This window comes from Luteococcus sediminum (assembly GCF_054783495.1).
The window spans coordinates 37,161-53,652 of record NZ_BAAGQL010000012.1 but is presented as its reverse complement, the minus strand read 5'-3'; the positions used below and the strand labels follow the sequence as shown (position 1 = coordinate 53,652).

The 16,492-nt window shown below is 69.6% G+C and carries 11 protein-coding genes; 5 read left to right on the top strand and 6 right to left on the bottom strand.

Going from position 1 to position 16,492, the window contains the following annotated elements; genetic code table 11:
• Positions 1 to 2: 2 nt before the first annotated feature.
• Complete coding sequence (locus ACYVKA_RS06610; RefSeq protein ID WP_460704007.1) at positions 3 to 941, bottom strand: ABC transporter ATP-binding protein; 939 nt, start codon at positions 939 to 941, stop codon at positions 3 to 5.
• Entirely contained in the window at positions 938 to 2,149 is a 1,212-nt protein-coding gene (locus ACYVKA_RS06605) for a LolA family protein (protein ID WP_460704005.1), read from the bottom strand. Before ACYVKA_RS06605 ends, ACYVKA_RS06610 begins: the two co-directional genes overlap by 4 nt.
• A gap of 626 nt (positions 2,150 to 2,775) precedes the next feature.
• Here ACYVKA_RS06605 and ACYVKA_RS06600 point away from each other — a divergent pair.
• The 5 genes from ACYVKA_RS06600 (at position 2,776) to ACYVKA_RS06580 (ending at position 5,876) form a co-directional block, all read left to right on the top strand.
• Positions 2,776 to 3,165, top strand: a complete 390-nt coding sequence (locus tag ACYVKA_RS06600) for a site-specific integrase (protein WP_460704003.1) — start codon at positions 2,776 to 2,778, stop codon at positions 3,163 to 3,165.
• Entirely contained in the window at positions 3,059 to 3,337 is a 279-nt protein-coding gene (locus ACYVKA_RS06595; protein WP_460704057.1) for a tyrosine-type recombinase/integrase, read from the top strand. Before ACYVKA_RS06600 ends, ACYVKA_RS06595 begins: the two co-directional genes overlap by 107 nt.
• Before the next feature lie 189 nt (positions 3,338 to 3,526).
• Entirely contained in the window at positions 3,527 to 3,736 is a 210-nt protein-coding gene (locus ACYVKA_RS06590; protein WP_460704001.1) for a helix-turn-helix domain-containing protein, read from the top strand.
• Complete coding sequence (locus ACYVKA_RS06585) at positions 3,733 to 5,358, top strand: P-loop NTPase family protein (RefSeq protein WP_460703999.1); 1,626 nt, start codon at positions 3,733 to 3,735, stop codon at positions 5,356 to 5,358. The genes ACYVKA_RS06590 and ACYVKA_RS06585 overlap by 4 nt, the downstream gene beginning before the upstream one ends.
• A complete protein-coding gene (locus tag ACYVKA_RS06580; protein ID WP_460703997.1) occupies positions 5,340 to 5,876 on the top strand; it encodes a hypothetical protein in 537 nt (178 codons plus the stop codon). The genes ACYVKA_RS06585 and ACYVKA_RS06580 overlap by 19 nt, the downstream gene beginning before the upstream one ends.
• Positions 5,877 to 6,551: 675 nt before the next feature.
• Here ACYVKA_RS06580 and ACYVKA_RS06575 read toward each other — a convergent pair.
• The 4 genes from ACYVKA_RS06575 to ACYVKA_RS06560 are packed head-to-tail and all read right to left on the bottom strand — an operon-like array spanning position 6,552 to position 16,485.
• Positions 6,552 to 8,630, bottom strand: coding sequence for a DEAD/DEAH box helicase (locus ACYVKA_RS06575; protein ID WP_460703995.1), 2,079 nt, complete (start codon positions 8,628 to 8,630; stop codon positions 6,552 to 6,554).
• A 1-nt stretch (position 8,631) separates the two neighbouring features.
• On the bottom strand, positions 8,632 to 9,969 hold the full coding sequence (gene brxD, locus ACYVKA_RS06570) for a BREX system ATP-binding protein BrxD (protein WP_460703993.1): 1,338 nt from the start codon (positions 9,967 to 9,969) through the stop codon (positions 8,632 to 8,634).
• Between the two features lies 1 nt (position 9,970).
• Positions 9,971 to 12,757 carry a BREX-2 system phosphatase PglZ gene (gene pglZ, locus ACYVKA_RS06565; RefSeq protein ID WP_460703991.1) on the bottom strand — a complete coding sequence of 929 codons (2,787 nt, stop codon included), beginning with the start codon at positions 12,755 to 12,757 and terminating at the stop codon, positions 9,971 to 9,973.
• Positions 12,739 to 16,485, bottom strand: a complete 3,747-nt coding sequence (locus ACYVKA_RS06560; RefSeq protein ID WP_460703989.1) for a DUF6079 family protein — start codon at positions 16,483 to 16,485, stop codon at positions 12,739 to 12,741. The genes pglZ and ACYVKA_RS06560 overlap by 19 nt, the downstream gene beginning before the upstream one ends.
• Between the last annotated feature and the right edge of the window lie 7 nt (positions 16,486 to 16,492).

Here is a 16,492-nt window from a genome sequence, read left to right as displayed (position 1 = left end):
CCCTAGGCGCTGACATCGAATCCCTCCCCGGTCAGTGCGATGAACCGCTCCTCCAGGCTGGGACGGTTCACGGTGAAGCTGCGGACCGGCACGCCGCCCGTGACGAGCTCGCGCAGGGTGTCCTCCGCAGCACCGTCGAGCATGGCGGTCACCACCTCGGTATCGTGACGCAGCTCGGTGGCGCCCAGGCTGCGCAGGACCGTGGCGGCCAGCTCTGGGGTGCAGGTCTCGATCCGAGTGACGGGCCGGTCGCTCCCGAGCACCTCGGCTACGGTCCCCTGCGCCACGAGGTGGCCGCTGTGCATGACACCCAGGTGACTGCACACCTGAGCGATCTCGGACAGCAGGTGGCTGGAGACGAGCACGGTCACCCCGTCCTGGGCCAGCGAGGCGATGAGGCCGCGGACCTCGCGTGTGCCCTGGGGGTCGAGGCCATTGGTGGGCTCGTCGAGCACCAGCAGGCGGCGGGGCTGCAGCAGGGCGCCGGCGATGGCCAGGCGCTGCTTCATGCCCAGGGAGTAGATACGGAAGCGCTTCTGCCCGGCAGCCGCCAGACCCACCCGATCCAGTGCCTCGTCGATGCGGGCCCGCGCGGTACGCGGGTCGGCGCCGCGGTCGGCGGCGTCGAGGCGTTGCAGGTTGGCGCGTCCGCTCAGGTAGGGGTGGAAGGCGGGGCCCTCCACCAGCGCTCCCACCTGCGGGAGCACCTGGTCGAGCTCGTCGGGCATCGGCTGGCCCAGGACGTGAATGCTGCCCGATGTTGGGCGAACCAGCCCCATCAGCATCCTGATGGTGGTGGTCTTGCCCGACCCGTTGGGCCCGAGGAAGCCGTAGACGGCCCCCGTCGGGATCTCGACCGAGATGCCGTCGACGGCGCGGTGGCCACCGAAGGACTTCACCAGACAGTCCGTGGCCACCGCGAGCGGTGTCGTGGAGGTCACCTGTGCGCGCTGACGGCCTTGGCCTGCGGCGTGCCGAGTGCCTTCTGCAGCTCGTCGGCGCCCACGGCACCGACCGCGACGCGGCCGTCGTCGGTGAGGATCGCGGTGAACAGCGTCCCCTCGAAGACCTTGCCACTGCCCCAGCTGCCCTTGACGGCCGGCAGGGCCTGCAGCATGGCCGCGGCCTGGCTGGCCGCACCCGACTCGTCGGAGTCGCCCTCCGGGGCGGTGATCCTCGCGACCGCGTCGGCGGGCAGCGCCGCGACGGTGACGCTGGACCAGCCGGAGCCGATGTGGGCGGTGGCCTGCTGGAGTGCCTTGCGGGACTCCTCACGGCTCGCTGCGTCGTGCTGGCCGGACGGGTGCTTGCCCTTGGCAGCGGCCGTGGACGACGCATGTCCTGCCTCGGTGACGGTGGCATCCTTCGGCGGCGTGAACTCGAAGACCGACGCGTCGGGGGCGCCGAGGCTCAGCGTGGTGAAGCCGATGCTGACCACCGGGCTCCCACTGCCGGTTGCCGCCACCCGCACCCGCAGGGGCATGGAGGTCTCGGCGTCGAGGTCGATGGTGACCCGGTCCACGAGCGTGGCCTCGTCCTTCGGGTCAAGGGTGAGCGAGTAGGCAGGGCGTCCCGCGACCGTGGCGGTGCCGCTGGTGGTGACCTCGGTGGTCGGTTCCAGGTGGTCCAGGGCCAGCTGGGCAGCCTCCTGAGGAGTGGAGGGCAGCTCGCTGGCGTGACCGGCCGGCGTGTCGGGCTTCTCGTGCTTGCCGGCGGCGCGGTGGGCCTCGGAATCAAGGGTGGCGTGCTGGGCGGTGCGCTCCTCGGCATTCCACATCCACACGGAGGTCCCGTTGCGCACGACGTCGGCCTGGCCGGCGTCCCCGAGCAGGGCGACGCGCTGGCGATCTGTGCCGTCGGCCCACACGCGCAGGGTGTTGGTGCCGTCGGCGAGGCTGGTGAAGGTGGTGGCCCGGCTGGTCATGCCGGAGAGCTGCCCGAGGCCGAGGTCGACCTTGGTCTCCACGGTGCCGGCGTACTGCTCCACACGGCTGGCCTGCAGGTCGACCAGCAGCTGCTCGGCACTGCGGTGCTCCAGCCCGTCATTGGCCTGGGCGCGCGTCATCGCCAGGCCGCCGGCCAGCGGCAGGGTCAGTGCGACGGCGGGGACGAGCCAGCGAGTGGCGGGGTGCTTCGCGAAGGCAGTCATGAATTGATCATATGTGCTGTCGCAGACACACGCCATGCCCGCACTCGCCAGTTAACCCCGCCCCGCAGGATCCGCAGCGGTTACACCACTTGCCGGGACTTGACCCAGGCCAGCTACCAGGGACCCGACGGCAAGCGACACAACGCCCCCACCACCTTCCAGACCAAGGGCGACGCCAACACGTGGCTGTCCATGCAGTCGGCCGCCATCACCGAACACCGCTGGAAGCCTGCGGCCCCCAAGGAGACCGCCAAGACGCTCGCCGAGTTCACCGAGCGTTGGTTGGCCGGGCGCGCGACCGGCGCCATGGGACTCAAGCCCCTGAGTCCACGGACCGTGGCGGAGTACGAACGAATGTCGAAGTCGTTCACCGGTGGAGCCCTTGGCGCGAAGGCGCTCCCGAAGGTCACGAGCGCGGACGTACGAGCCTGGCACGCTGCCCAGGATCCGTCAAAGGCCACCACACGGGCCCACACCTATGCGCTGCTGCGGACCGTCCTCAACAGCGCAGTCGAGGAGGAGCTCATCCCGGACAACCCGCGAAGATCCGGGGAGCCGGCACCACGAAGTCGTCTGTCGCGATCAAGCCTGCAAGCGTCGCCGAGGTCCAGCGGATCGCGGACGCCATGCCGGAGCGCTACCGGGCCATGGTGCACATCGCCGCCTGGTGCGCCCTGCGCTACGGTGAGCTCACCGAGCTCCGGCGCAAGGACGTGGACATGACCGAGGGCGTCATCAACGTGACCCGCGGAGTGACCTGGGTCAAGGACGACGAGGGCAAGGCGGCCGCCCGGGTGGGCGCCCCCAAGACCGCCGCTGGCGTCCGCGCCGTGCACATCCCGCCGCACATCATGCCGATCCATCCTGGCCGACCACATCGCCACGTGGGCCAACCCTGGCCCCGAAGGTCTGCTGTTCCCCAACACAGAAGGTGCCCACCTGCACCATGGCAGCCTCTACAAGGTCTTCAAGCCGGCCCGTGCAGCCGCTGGGCGCCCCGACCTGCGGTGGCATGACTTGAGGCACACTGGCGCCACGATGGCCGCCCAAGCGGGGGCCACCACCAAGGAACTCATGACGCGCCTGGGCCACTCCACCGTCGGCCTGGCGATGCGATACCAGCACGCAGCAGCCGAGCGAGACGCTGAGCTCGCCCAGCGGCTGTCGGAGATGGCTCTGAAGCCTTGACCCTGACTTGACTAGGCCTCATGGCTCTCACGAACGTTGCGCTCCGGTCCAGGATCGTCTATCTTCGTCTCGTTGGTCGCGGGTAGCTTCCGCCCGCAATGGTTGGATCGACAGCCTTCTTCAGGCGCATTGGAACGGTTAGGGGCGGCACGACGTGCTGCGCCGTTCTAGAGAGCGAAGTCCACCACCATGAGCACCACCCAGCCCAAGTCCTGCTGGATGACCCGCGAGCAGGCCGCGACCTACTGCAGTAGCTCGGTGAAGACCCTGCGCCGCAGGATCGCTGAAGGCGCCCTCCCCGCCTTCCGAATGGGCAGCCGGATGACCATCCGCGTCCGCCAGGAAGACCTGGACGCCATGTTCCAGCAGATCCCGACCGCCCGGGTGGTGGCCGCTTGAACCGGCCACTCACCGTCAGCCAGACCGGCCAGGACCTGGTCAACCCCGAGATCACGTTCCTGCACCGGTTCGACAGGCGCGTCGGGCCGGAGCCTAGGACCCCCACGAACGACGTCGACTGGCCTGCCATCCTGGGCAACATCGACCAGACCCAGAAGGACCGCACGGTGGCTTGGGACGACCTGCTGGAGCTGTTCGAGCACCCTCAGGTGATCCCCTGCAAGGACTTCGACGACAAGGCCTCCCGTGACATCGCCAAGAGGCTCGCCGGTGCCCTAGTGGCCGGGGTGTTCATCGACGACTGGCGCTCCGCCAAGGACGGTCACAATGGCGGACGCGAGACGTTTAGCATGGTCGGCCTGGACATCGACCAGGACACCCCCGATGACCTGGAGGACCGCCTGAATGGGCTGGGCTGGCAGTGGGTCGCCGGGGACAGCTACAGCAGCCACCCTGGCAAGAAGCGGGCGCGCGTGCTGATCGCGCTGGACTGGGCCACCGTATTCGCCGATGATTGGCGAGCGCTGACGCTGTACCTGGCCGACCAGCTGGACGTGACGCTGGACCCCGGCAGCCTGGACATGGCGCACATCTGGGTGCTCCCAGCGGTCCACAGCCAGAAGGAGCTGGACACTTACTGGTGGGGCCACGGGGGCACGGCGCCCGTCCCGGTCCAGCAGACGCTGGCGACCATGCCGCAGCGGTTCAAGAACCAGGCTCAACGCGAGAAGCGTCACCGAGGCGCGGTCGGCGAGATCGGGCAGCCGGTCCCGTGGTGGTGGGTGGACGACCAGCTCAGCTGGGTCGAGACCCGCTGCTCCCAGCTTTTGCAGCTGGCCGAGGGCCAGCGACTGCCGTGCCCGAACAACCAGGAGGGTGACGGCTGGGAGCGCAGCCCCTTCAAGATGGCTAGGGACTTCGCGCGACTGGCGGTGACGCCCATCATCGAGCAGGACGGCACCATCACACCGCAGATGTCCACCGGGGACGTATGGGACCTGTGGGAGGAGACGATCCCCGCCGACATCCTGGACGCGACGGACTCCAGCGGCGCGCCGCTGCGCGAGAAGCTGGACACGGCCCTCAGCTCTGTGGAAGCCCTGGACCCACCACCATTCTGGGACCGCAAGAAGCTGAAGGATCTGACGCCGGGGTCCCAGCTGCTGGAGGAGCAGCTGCAGAAGCTGGACGCGCGGGCCAAGAAGGTCACCAAGAGCAGCTGGGAGGACATCGACCTGCTGGAGATCTGGAAGGGCTTGGAAAGCGGCACCCTCGAGGTTCCGAAGCCCACCGTGGGACACCTGAAGGGGGCGAGCGGACGGAGCCTGTTCTACAAAGGCGCCACCAACATGGTCTTCGGGGACTCCAACTCCGGGAAGACCTGGACGGCGCTGCTGGCCACCGTGGAGACGCTGCAGGAGGGCCGTGAGGTCATCTATGTGGACTACGAGGGCAACAAGATCTCCATGGTGAACCGGCTCCGCGTGCTGGGCCTCCACCAGCGACACCTGAAGCACCTGCACATGAAACGCCCAGAGGACGCCTTCACCCCCTGCGAGCGCGAGCTGATGGCCAAGGAGCTGGAGGAGCTGGACCCGGTCTGGTGGTCATCGACTCCATAGGCGAGTCGCTGGCCCTCGACGGGAAGAACCCGAACGCGGACGAGGAGGTGTCCCTGTGGTTCCGGCAAGGGTTCGCCAACATGGCGGCCGAGTTCGAGACCTGCGCTGTGGTCATCATCGACCATCTGCCGAAGAACAGCGACGGGCGCTTCTCGATCGGCTCCCAGCGCAAGCGGTCGGCCCTGAAGGGCGCCCAATACCGACAGGAGATGGTCAACCCCTTTAGCCGCGACGAGGTGGGCTACGCCAAGCTGGTCGTCACGAAGGACCGCGAGGGCACGGCAGCGTCAGGGACCACGGTGGCCGAGCTCATGGTGAACACCGCCATCGGCGGGACCATTGAGCTCTGGGAGCCTGACCCGGCGCACACCACCCCGGCCTCCGACCTGATCCCCGAGCGGATCAAGGAGTTTCTGAAGGCCAATCCAGGCGCCAGCAAGAAGAGCCTGGAGGCCGGCGTCCAGGGGAACCGCCAGCAGATCCGGGACGTCCTGGCCGAGATGATCCCAGCGGCGTAGTCCGGTTAGAGAAGGACGGCGCCGGAGACAAGGCGCCACAGCGGCTCTACCTGGTCTGACCTGCGTACTCCTGCGCAGTGCTAGAGGCCCCCGTCGAACTGTGGGCGGGGGGCCTCCTCCCTGCCCGAGTGCATGGGTGCGCCAAGGCTCATAGGCGGCCAGGGGCCTTCTACGCCCTACGCACGCCGTCCAGTGGGTGCTTGGAATTGAATTCATCGCCCATCGCCCATCGCCCAAGGTATCGCCCACCGCCTTGGGTGATGCTGTCTCCGGACCATCGCCCATCGCCCATCTTCTAGGTGGGCGAAGGCGGGCCATGTGTTGGGCCTTGCTTCCTCTCCCGGAGGCGTGGGCGATACCCAGACGAGCGGGAGTGTGGGGCGGACCCAGGCAGGAGTTGAGCTACATCAACGGCACCCGCTCCCCCGGGTATCAAGTCCTCAGCAGCGGGTGAGACGGCCCAGCGTAGAACCGGCCGTTGTTGAGATCTCAGACCGATCGAGCCCGGGTCGGTGGCGGTCAGCGTGCTGGGGTACCGCGTGCCAGTCCACCTAGCGCATGGAAGTTGCACGCAACTGGAGGCAGCCGAGCGCGGCCTGCTCTGTCCGCCGAGCGGTCAGTAGACGGTCTGGCAGTGGCCGATACAGGGGACGCGGAACGCAGCTCGGCCACGAATCAACCGCGCAGACGGCGGCCCAGCTCCCAGCGGGCGAGGGCGCCGGGGAGTAGCTCGGAGAACTTGAGGCCGGCGATCGCATCGTCGTCGATATCAAGCGGCATGTCCTCGAACTCGGCACCGTATTCGAGGCGTGCCAGCACCAGGGCCTCCTGCACCATGCCCAGCGTCGTTCCGGCACGCAGGCCAATCCAGGCGTCCCCTAAGGTGACCTTGCCATCCATCAAGCCGGGGTTGACTCGGCCCACAGCGGTGGCGAGGACCATGTTGCGACGGCCACCGGCCCAGTTCCACCAGCGGGCATCGGCCTCGCGCTGCACCACGCGCGTCGAGGTGGCGTCCACCTCCTCGGCGCGCTCGTCACGGAGCCGAGCCAGCGCAGCCGCCGCGCGCTGCGACTGGCGAACCTCAGCGGGATCGGCGCCCAACAGGACGCGCCGCATGGCGTCGCACAGCTCGGGCGAGTCCATTGGGAGGGAGTTCTGCCAGCGCACCACTCCCCCATGGTCGGCCGGCTCCACGTAGCACCGGCGACGCGACCAGTCGATGTGCGTCACCCGCCACGGCCGTCCGCCCAGCGTGATGAAGCGCGGTCCGTCCACCTTCCGCAGCAGCGTCAAGGGGTCGAGGAAGCCGATGTCGGCGCGCCCGTGCAGCACGAGGAACTGGGGCGGAGCGGTGAACACCGCCATCAGGTCGCGGAAGTAGGTCCTGCCGAAGCGCCGCTCCGCGGTCGGCCCGACGAACAGCAGGTCGCCGTCGCGATCCAGGTGGCCCAACTCCTGGAGGCCCTGCACGATCCGCTCCACCAGCGCGCCGTCCAGCCAGCCCAACCCGCGCAGTCGCGCCACTAGCTCAGCCTGGCCCAACGTCCCCTGCTGGATGGTGATGCCCAGCGCCTGCTGCGCGACGATGTGCAGCGGTTCGGGCGGCGGCACCAGTGGCTCGACGTAGCCTTCGCCCCACAACAGCGCGATGCCGGCGGCGCGCAGGAAGTCGTCGTCCTTGATGCCCAGCACCAGAATGTTGCGGACGGTGCCGGGGCGACGTCCGGTGCGACCCAGCCGTTGCAGCAAGGAGGCCACGGTGCGGGTGGAACCGATCTGAATGACGCGGTCGAGGTCCCCGACGTCGATGCCGAGCTCCAGCGTGGAGGTGGCAACGATGACACAGTCACGCTCCTGGGCGAAGGCCTCCTCGGCACGTCGCCGGTCCTCCTGAGACACTGACGAGTGGGACACGAAGGTGGCGACGCCGAGCCCGCCTAGTCGCTCGGCCAGCTCTTCCACCTGGCGTCGGGACTCGCAGAAGACCAACCGCTTCTCGCCGTGATGTAGGGCGGCGATCACCTTGGCGGCGTTGGCCAAGCTGCCGACGAAATCCAGCTGCACGTCGGGTTCCGGGCCGCTGTCGGCGACCGTCGGATTGACGAGGTCTCCTGGAATGCCCTTGGCGCGGTTGTTGCCCTGCAGCCAGCCGAGCAGCCAGTCGGCATTGCCGACGGTGGCAGACAGCCCGACGCGCTGCAGCGGGTGCCCGACCAGGTCTTCCAGCCGCTGCAGCACGCCCAGCAGGTGCCAGCCCCGGTCGTCTCCGGCGAAGGCATGGATCTCGTCGATGACGACAGTCTGGACGCCGGCGAAGATGGCGCGCGGGTCGGTCGTGGTCGAGATCAGCATCGCCTCGATCGACTCGGGTGTCGTGAGCAGCACGTCGGGGTGCTCGAGCAGCATCCGCTTGCGCTGCCCGGCTGTGGTGTCGCCGTGGCGCACTGCCGAGGTACGGCCCAGCCAGCCGGTGTAGCGCTCGGCGCGCAGCTGGATGTTGTTCACCAGCGCCTTGAGGGGCGTGATGTACAGCACCGAGGTGCCCTGCCAGTTCTGGGTGGTCATCCGCGTCAGCAGCGGGAACAACGCGGCCTCGGTCTTGCCGCCTGCGGTCGGCGCCAGCAGCAGTGCATCGTGGCCGGCCAGCAGCGGTTCGATCGCCTGCTCCTGCAGCGGCCGCAGCGAGGGCCAGCCGAGGTCGTTGACGATGTGGTGCTGCAGCGACGGCGCCAGCCGCTCGAAGCCGCCCACCTCACTCGTCCAGCGTCAGGTCGATGTCGTCGACGCTGGTCGCCGGGGCCGACGGCAGCGAGCCCATGGCGGCTGGTTCGGCGTCTGTGAGTTCGTCGGTGCGCACGGTGAGGGCGTAGTCACGGCGGGGGTCGAAGTCCGGGAACTGGTCGACGCGGTCAAGCACCTCGCCCACCAGCTTCTTGATGAAGATGCGGGGCGCGACGCCCACCTGCCCGCCCAGCCTGCCGCCAGTGGCCGCGGCGAGGTCGGCCACGTAGGCCTGATCGACCACCCGCCGCACTCGCTCCGGGCCACAGGCACTGTCGGCGTAGAGCTCGACCACCTTCATGCCCACCTCGACCAGCTTGGCCTGGGTGAAGCCGCCGAGCCGGATCTGGATGGCGCGGGGGTTGTCGAACCGGGCGTTGGTGGAGAAGTCGGTGGCCAGTCGCTGGGCCAGCGGGGCGAGCCGCTGCACGCCGGACGGCCCCTCGAAGAAGGCGGGGGTGCCGGTCAGCACCAGGTACAGCCCCGGATAGCGGCCGGAGTCCACCTCGTCGATGAGCTGGCGCAGCGCGTTCAGTGCCTTGTCGCGCACGTCGCCGCGCATCCGCTGCAGGGTCTCCACCTCGTCGAGCACCACCAGCAGGCCGGGGTGCCCGGCGTCGCGGAGGACCAGCAGCAGTCCCTGCAGGAAGCCCATGGCGCCGAAATGGTCGAGGTTGCCCTTGATGCCGGCGCTGCGCTTGGCGCTGGCCGCCACCGAGGGCTGCCCGCCGAGCCAGGCGGCGAGTCCGTCGGCGGTGGCGAGGTCACCGGCCACCACGGCTTCACGGTAGCCGCGCAACGCCTGGGCGAAGGCGGGGGTGCGCGTGGAGACGGCCGCCAGCCGCTCCTCAAGGATGCGGTTCAGGGCGGCGTCGATGACGTGCTCGTCATCGCTGCCGCTCGTCTGGGCGGCCTCCTGCTCGAGGGCGAACAGCCAGGCGTCGAGCACACCGCGGAAGGCGCTGGGCGGCATCGAGGCGGTGCGCAGCGACTCGGTGATGCGACGGTAGACCGTCTCCAGCTTGTGCAGCGGGGTCTCGGTCTCGCTGATCTGGACCTCGGCGGTGGCGAATCCCTTGGCGGTGGCCTTCTCGGCCAGGTGGCGGGTGAAGAAGGTCTTTCCGGTGCCGTACTCCCCGCGGATCGCCTTGAAGACCGAACCGCCGGCGGCGACGGTGGTGATCTCCTCGTCGAGGGCGGTCTGGAAGGGGTCGAGCCCAACGGCGAGCAGGTCGAGGCCATGCGCAGGCACGGTGCCGCGGCGCAGCGCGTCGATGACTTCGCGGCGGCGGCGAGGAGAGACGCTCATGTCACACCCCAAACTGTTCGGCGAGGATGTCGGTGTCGAGCACCACACTGCCAGCGTCATTGCGGATCACGGCGTAGCCCTCCACGTTGAGCAGCTTCTGCAACTGGGCAAAGGCCCCGAGGAAGCTGCGCTCCGGTACACCCAGGGTCTGGGCCACAACCGGTGCGGGGAGCCGCTGGTCGGGCACCCCGGCCAGGCGGTCGATGAGCGCGGCGACCCGGTCGTCGGTGATGACGATGCGGCCCGCAATCTGGCGCTGCGCCAACCACACCGGGCTGGCGACCACGCGCGCCCCGAGCCCCGACGTCGCGGGCTCGGCGACCACCGGCTCGGCCTCGTCGAAGAGGGTCTGCTCGGCAGGCGCCGGCACGGGTGCAGCCACGGCCACCTTGGGCTGGGTGCTGAGTGGCGCGTCCCACCAGTCGGGGTGCTGCGACACAGCGAGCGTGCAGCCGGCGAGCTGCACCCCCAGCGGCGCCATCAGGACGAGCGGCACCACCACTTCGGCAGGTGCCGCCCCGCCGTGGTAGCCGGCCTTGAGCGGCCCGTAGCGCAGCACCTCCGAGACGGCGAGGATCTTGGGACCACCGACGACGCGGGGCCCGTCGACCAGGACTTCGCCTTGGCCAGCCGGCGGCTCGGCGCTGCGCACCCGACCGCCCTCGCTGGTGATGCCGGGCAACTGCGAACCGGCTCGACGCTCCACGATGTGGCCGTGGTCGGAGGTGATGATCACGGCCCGCCCGGCCGCTGCAGCAGCAGTCAGCAGGGGCCGCAGGTGCTTGATGTCGTCGGAGGCCCAGCGCATGCCGCCCGGGTCGCTGCGGTCGAGGGCGTCATCGACGGTGTTGAGCACGCAGGTGACCACCGGGGTGCCGTTGACGTCGCGGACGGCCTCGGCCACGTCGCTGGCCAGTTGGTAGCCGTCGGCTGAGGTGTCGAGCTCCTTCTTGTGGAAGATCGCGGCATGGCCGCCCCCCAGCGAGGCGACCAGCTGCGGGTGCAGCTGCTTCTCGGTGGTCTGGCTGCCCGTCATCCGCTGCCCGCACAGCAGCGAGGTGCGGCTCACCGTGGTGAGCGTCGGCAGCACCGCCATGGCGGCGGCTCGGCGTTGGTGGCCGGGCAGCAGGTATTCGCTCCAACCGTCGGGGCGGTGGAGCAGCTCGTCGAGCAACTCGTCGGCGACGCGGCCACTGAGCCCGTCGAGCACCAGGAAGAGCACCGGCTGCTGCTTTGCCTGTGGCGCCACCACGGTCTCCACGACGCGTTCCAGCGGCAACACCGAATCGCCGTCCCCGGGGAATGGGCCGTTCACGCCATCCTGGCTGGCGGTGGAGAGCACCAGCGCCTCGGCGAACTGCTCGTCGTGTGCGGCCCGACGTGCGCGGGCTCGTGCCACCAGGTCTCGCAGCGCGACGGCCGCATCCACGTCCTCGGTGCCGTGGGCAGCGTCGTGCAGGGCGGAGTCGACCCAGCTGTCGACGGCGAGCTGGCGCTTGGCGCCCTGGGCCACGGTCGTGACGGGCTGGTCGTCGGTGGCGAGCCAGCGGGCCAGCCGCAGGGAGGCGTGGCAGGCCTCGAGGTCGGGATCTCGGCGTAGCTGCTGGCCGCGGGCCAGGCTGTGCCGGGTGACCTCCAGCCAGGCCAGTTCGAGCTGGGTCAGGTCGGGGTCGGCCAGGTGGCGGCTGAACTCGCGGATGCGGGCTCGCAGGCCGCTGCGCAGCAGCGGGGAGAAGATGGCGAGGTTGTCAGCGTCAAGCCCGGTGAGGATCTCGTCGGCCTGCAGCACGATGTGATGGCCGGTGGCGCGTCCGGCGTCGCTGTCGAGCAGGTCCTGGGTGACCATGGCGGCCAGGGTTCCCAGCGCGTCGGCGATGCTGGTGGTGCGCAGCTCCGGGTTGGTGGTGGTGGCCAGTCGTTCCAGGGCGGCGCGGGCAGCCGGCGCATGGATGGCATCGTCACGCACCGCAACCTTGCGCAGCAGGTCCACCACCAGTCCGAGGGGAACCAGCCGGCCCAGGTGTGCTTCGCGGAGGTGGGCGGTGACCACGGGTGCGGCGGGGCCGGTGCGGCCGGCCAGCCAGGTGAGGGTGGCCGAGGTGAGCGCGTCGCCGCCCTCGGTGCGCAGCCTGGCGATACGAGCCAGGGCGTGCTCGTCGGTGGTCCACCGGGCCACGGCCAGCCCGTCGATGGTGCCGGTGGGCAGGCCGAGACGACGTCGAGCTACGGCGCCCAGTGCATGGTCGCGGGTGAGCACACCGGCCGGGGCGGCCGGCCAGTCGGCGACCACTGTTTCGTCCGACCCGCCAACCTGCAGTTCGTCGGCATGGTGCAGCGCGATCAGGCCTTCGGCGATGGCGCGGTCATTGGGAAGGTGCGCCAACGAACGGTCTACGCCATGAGCGCCGAAGATGAGCCAGGCGCTCTGCCAGGGGTCGATGCCGCGCACCCGGGCGTCGATGAAGTGGGCGAGCACGCCGGCGCCGAGGTCTTCGTCGGGCCGGTCGGTGATGACCACCAGCCAGGTGCCCTCGCCTCGTTCCTGCAGGGCCTCCAGGGCGGCCAGCGAGGAGACGCAGGGCCGCACCTTGACGATCATTGCGCGCCCGGCCACTCGGTAGGTGAAGTCTTGCCGCAGCGACGGTTCCGGGACGGCGCGCAGCGCCAGCACCGGGGCGTCCCCGGGCCGGGTGCCGTAGTCCTTGCTGACGGCCTTGTCGATCTCGCCGCGGATCACCGCGGGGGTGATGGTGGCGCCGGTGGTTCCGGTCAACGCTTGAGGTCCCACCGGACGGTGACCTCCTTGCCGGGATGGGCCCGCAGGAAGGCCTCGAGCTGCTGCAGGATCGTCTGCGATTCCCCACTGCTCGCGGTGAAGACGTGATCCACGCCGGCGGTGGACGTCGTCACGTCGACCAGGGGCACCACATTGGGGTCCATGATCAGAGCGGGGCTCCGCCACGGATCGACGGGGTGGGGCTCGGGATTGGGCACCACCGGCTGCACCGACACGGCCCAGTCGATGGCATCGTTCTCGGCCCGCCGCAGCGCCGGGGCAAGGGCGGTGGCGAACTCGTCGTTGCCGAAGGCGGCCAGCAGCTTGGTGCGGATCTCGGTGGGCCTTGTCTGTCCGTTGTCGAGGATGCCCATCAGCCGGTCCCAGTTGAGGTCGCGGATCTTGGCGGCCGTCGCCTCCGCGGTGGCGAGCGACGTTCCGGTGGCCTGCTCGGTGCCCTTGAGGTCGAAGGAGGCGAGCGTCCGCACCAGCGTCAGTCCGTCGAGCGGGGCGAGCGTCGTCACCAGTTCGTGCGCGTTGGCTGCGATCGCGAGCCGCTTGCCGGGCTCGACGCCGAGCCGGTGGCCGGCGGTGCCGAGTTCGGTGACCAGTGACGAGGCGGCCGGCCGCAGCTGGGTGGCCTTCTGCTTCACGTCCTTGGCGAGCTTGGCCATCACCGGCGGGGTCAGGTAGGGCTGGGCGTGGATGCCGAAGATGGCCCCGGCACGGCGCACCGCGAGGTCCCAGTCGGCCTTCTCTGGCAGTTCCAGCGGCCGCAGCTCCATGCCCGGCGTCAGCGACCCGGGTCGCGGCTGCTGGTCGGTCAGCGGCGCCCCGTCCTTGAACCAGGCACGCTGCCGCAGCAGGCCCCAGGCGATGATCACCAGGTCCTTCATCGGGTCGGTGAGGCCACGGGCGGGTTCCACCCGGTCCAGGATCTGGCGGAGCGCCCCCACCGAGACGGGCTTGCGGTCGGCCCCAGCCAGCGCGACGCCCTTCTCGATGATGGTGCCCCAGTCGCCGAAGTGCTCGTCGCCGAACAGGAAGTGGGTCTCGGCGGCATGGCCGGTCTTGAGCACATTGGCCACGCGCCGCACGGCGCGCTTGTCGCCGACCAGCTCGACGCGACGGTCGGGGTTGTCGATGGCGCGCACCAGGTGCTGTGCGACGAGGTTGAGCTCGCTGGTCTTCACCGGCTCGTCCTCGGGGACGAACTTCGGGTGGTCGGGGTAGGTGGCGTCGTAGGCGCCGCGCAGCAGCGAGTCCTTGGCGGTCTGGAAGCCGGTGCCTGAGACACCGTCGGGGGCGTAGACCGGGTCAAAGGAGCTTATCAGCCGCGGGGTGCGCTCGGCCGGGTCGATGACGCCCGGCTGGGCCTCGGTGATGCCGTAGACCTGCTTCAGGGTCTCGCGCAGGCCGGCGCGCAGGCTGTCGCGCTGGGCAGCGAGGATGGCGCGGGCGGAGGCCCGGTCGGCCTCGCTGAGGTGGTCGGAGTGGTCGCGCCAGCGCTTGTCGTTCTCCAGCAGCCAGTCGAGCACGCCCAGCCGACGCAGCTCGATCCGCTTGCTCTCGGAAAGGAAGCTGGGCAGCCAGACCAGAGTGTAGGCCTGCAGGCCCTGCTCCTTGAGCCGCTCCACCCGGGCCAGGTCTTCGGTGGAGGAGAAGTTGCCCTCGTCGAGCGGGTAGTCGACCACCAGGCGCCAGGCACCGGTCTGGGCGGGCTCGAAGTAGCTGTCGGGCAGCCAGTCGCTGCGGCGCACGTTGCCAAAGATGATCTCCACCGGCCGCTGGGTGCCGCGCCACATCACGGTGCTGGGCAGGGCGCCGGTGATGTCGGTGGCGCTCGGGTCCAGGCCCAGTTCGGCGCAGATCAGGTTGGAGACGGTGCGCTGCTGGTTCTCCAGCGAGTCGTGGCCCTTGGCCTTGTCGACGACGGTCTCGTAGGCCACGTCGGTGAGCTGCACGTGGATGGTGGCGCCGGCCCGCTCCCCTTCGACCCGAACCTCGGGGATGCGCTGCGCCCACTGCCGCACCTTGGAGAGCACCATCGGCGCCTCCGCGCCGGGCAGCGGCGAGGCAATCGAGCCGTGGTTCAGCGAGGCCAGGCGGCCGGCGTCCAGGTTCTTCAGGGCCGGCACCTTGGGGGCGACGGCGCTGAGCAACAGCGTCTTGGCGAGCCGGTCGTCGGCCTGGTACGGCTTGGGCAGTTCAGCACCGGAGGCCAACTGCTCCTCGGTCATTTGGTGGGCCTGCAGCACCTGGGGCCGCAGCTTCTCCAGGTACAGGGTGTCGGCATTGCGGAACTGGCGGGCGGTCTGCTCGTCGATGGCCTGACCGATGGCGCCCTGCACCAGGTAGGGGTAGGCGTCACCGACCGGTATCACGTCGTCGACGGTGAGGGTCTCGCGCTGGTCCACCAGCATCTGCTGCATCACCTTGAGCGCGGTGCGTTCCCGCTGCATCACCGAGGCCAGCGACTTCAGCGTGCTGACCAGCGCCGGTGAGAAGGGGTAGGTCATCCGGAAGGTGGCCTCGCTGGCGCCGCGGTGCTCGTCGTCGGTGTTGGACCCGTCGAGCAGCACGTCCCACACCCGAGGGTCGCGGTCGATGCGACGGAAGGCCTCGTCGAGCACGGCCTGCGCGGCCGCGTCCTTGGGCGCGAGCAGTCGCTTGCTGGCGACGTAGGGCAGGTTGTCGTCACCGAGCGTGATCTTGGCGAAGCGGCCCTCCTGAAAGCGGAAGCCCTGCTCGATGAGTTCCTGTTCCTGGCCGCTCGCGCCGGAGTCGGCGAACCACTTGCGAAGGTCCATCTGGCGGGCCACGAAGGAGATGATGGGGATGTCGCGGCGGCCCCGGGAGCTCTCCACGAGCTTGGTGAGCTTCTGGCTTTCCCGCCCGAAGCGTTCGCGTTCCTGCGCCATGAAGGCCAGCCACAGCACGAGTTCGTCGAGGAAGAAGACCACGGCGTCGTAGCCGAGGCTCCTGGCGTGGGTGGCGATGACCGCCAGACCGCCCTCCAGGTCGATGAAATCGCTGGAGTCCTTGGCCTGGGTGAAGTAGCGCTCCACCAGCGAGGTGACGAGCTTCTGGCGGGTCTCGCTGTCTGGCGCGGCGGCCACGGCGGCGTCGTAGCTCTCGGCGGTCCACGAGTCGTCGAGCACATCGGCCCACGGGTCGTCGGGGTCACCGGGGCCGCCCAGACCTTCGAAGAAGGCCGTGTCGCCCATCCGGTGGCGCAGCGTGGCGGCGTCGCGCAGCAGGCCGTCGGAGCGGTGGAGCGCAGGCAGCAGGCAGGTGGGGTGCAGCTCGCGGATCTGGCGCAGGTAGCCGGAGAAGATGGCCTCCTCCATGCTCTTGGAGTCGAGCAGGTGGAAGGCCAGTGGCAGGATGTTCTTGCCGGCCAGGTCTGCGTCGTGACGGGCGATCACCGGGGCCAGCTCGGCCTTCTCGCGGGCAGCAGGTTCGTGGCGCAGCATGGCGTGCAGCACGGCCATGAAGTGGCTCTTGCCGGAGCCGAATGAGCCGGCCAGGAAGGCGGCCTTGCTCTCGCGCTCCCGAATGGCGCTGCCCACCAGCCCGAGGGCCTGGTCGAAGGATTCGGTCAGCTGGTCGGTGACGACGTAGTTGTCGATGGTTCGCCGCACCGCGTCGCTGCCGACGGAGTCGGTGAGCTTGAGGACGTAGTCGTTGGCCTCGACACGTTCGGGAATGTCGATGACGTCCTTGAGCTTGGTGCTCATTGCCGGC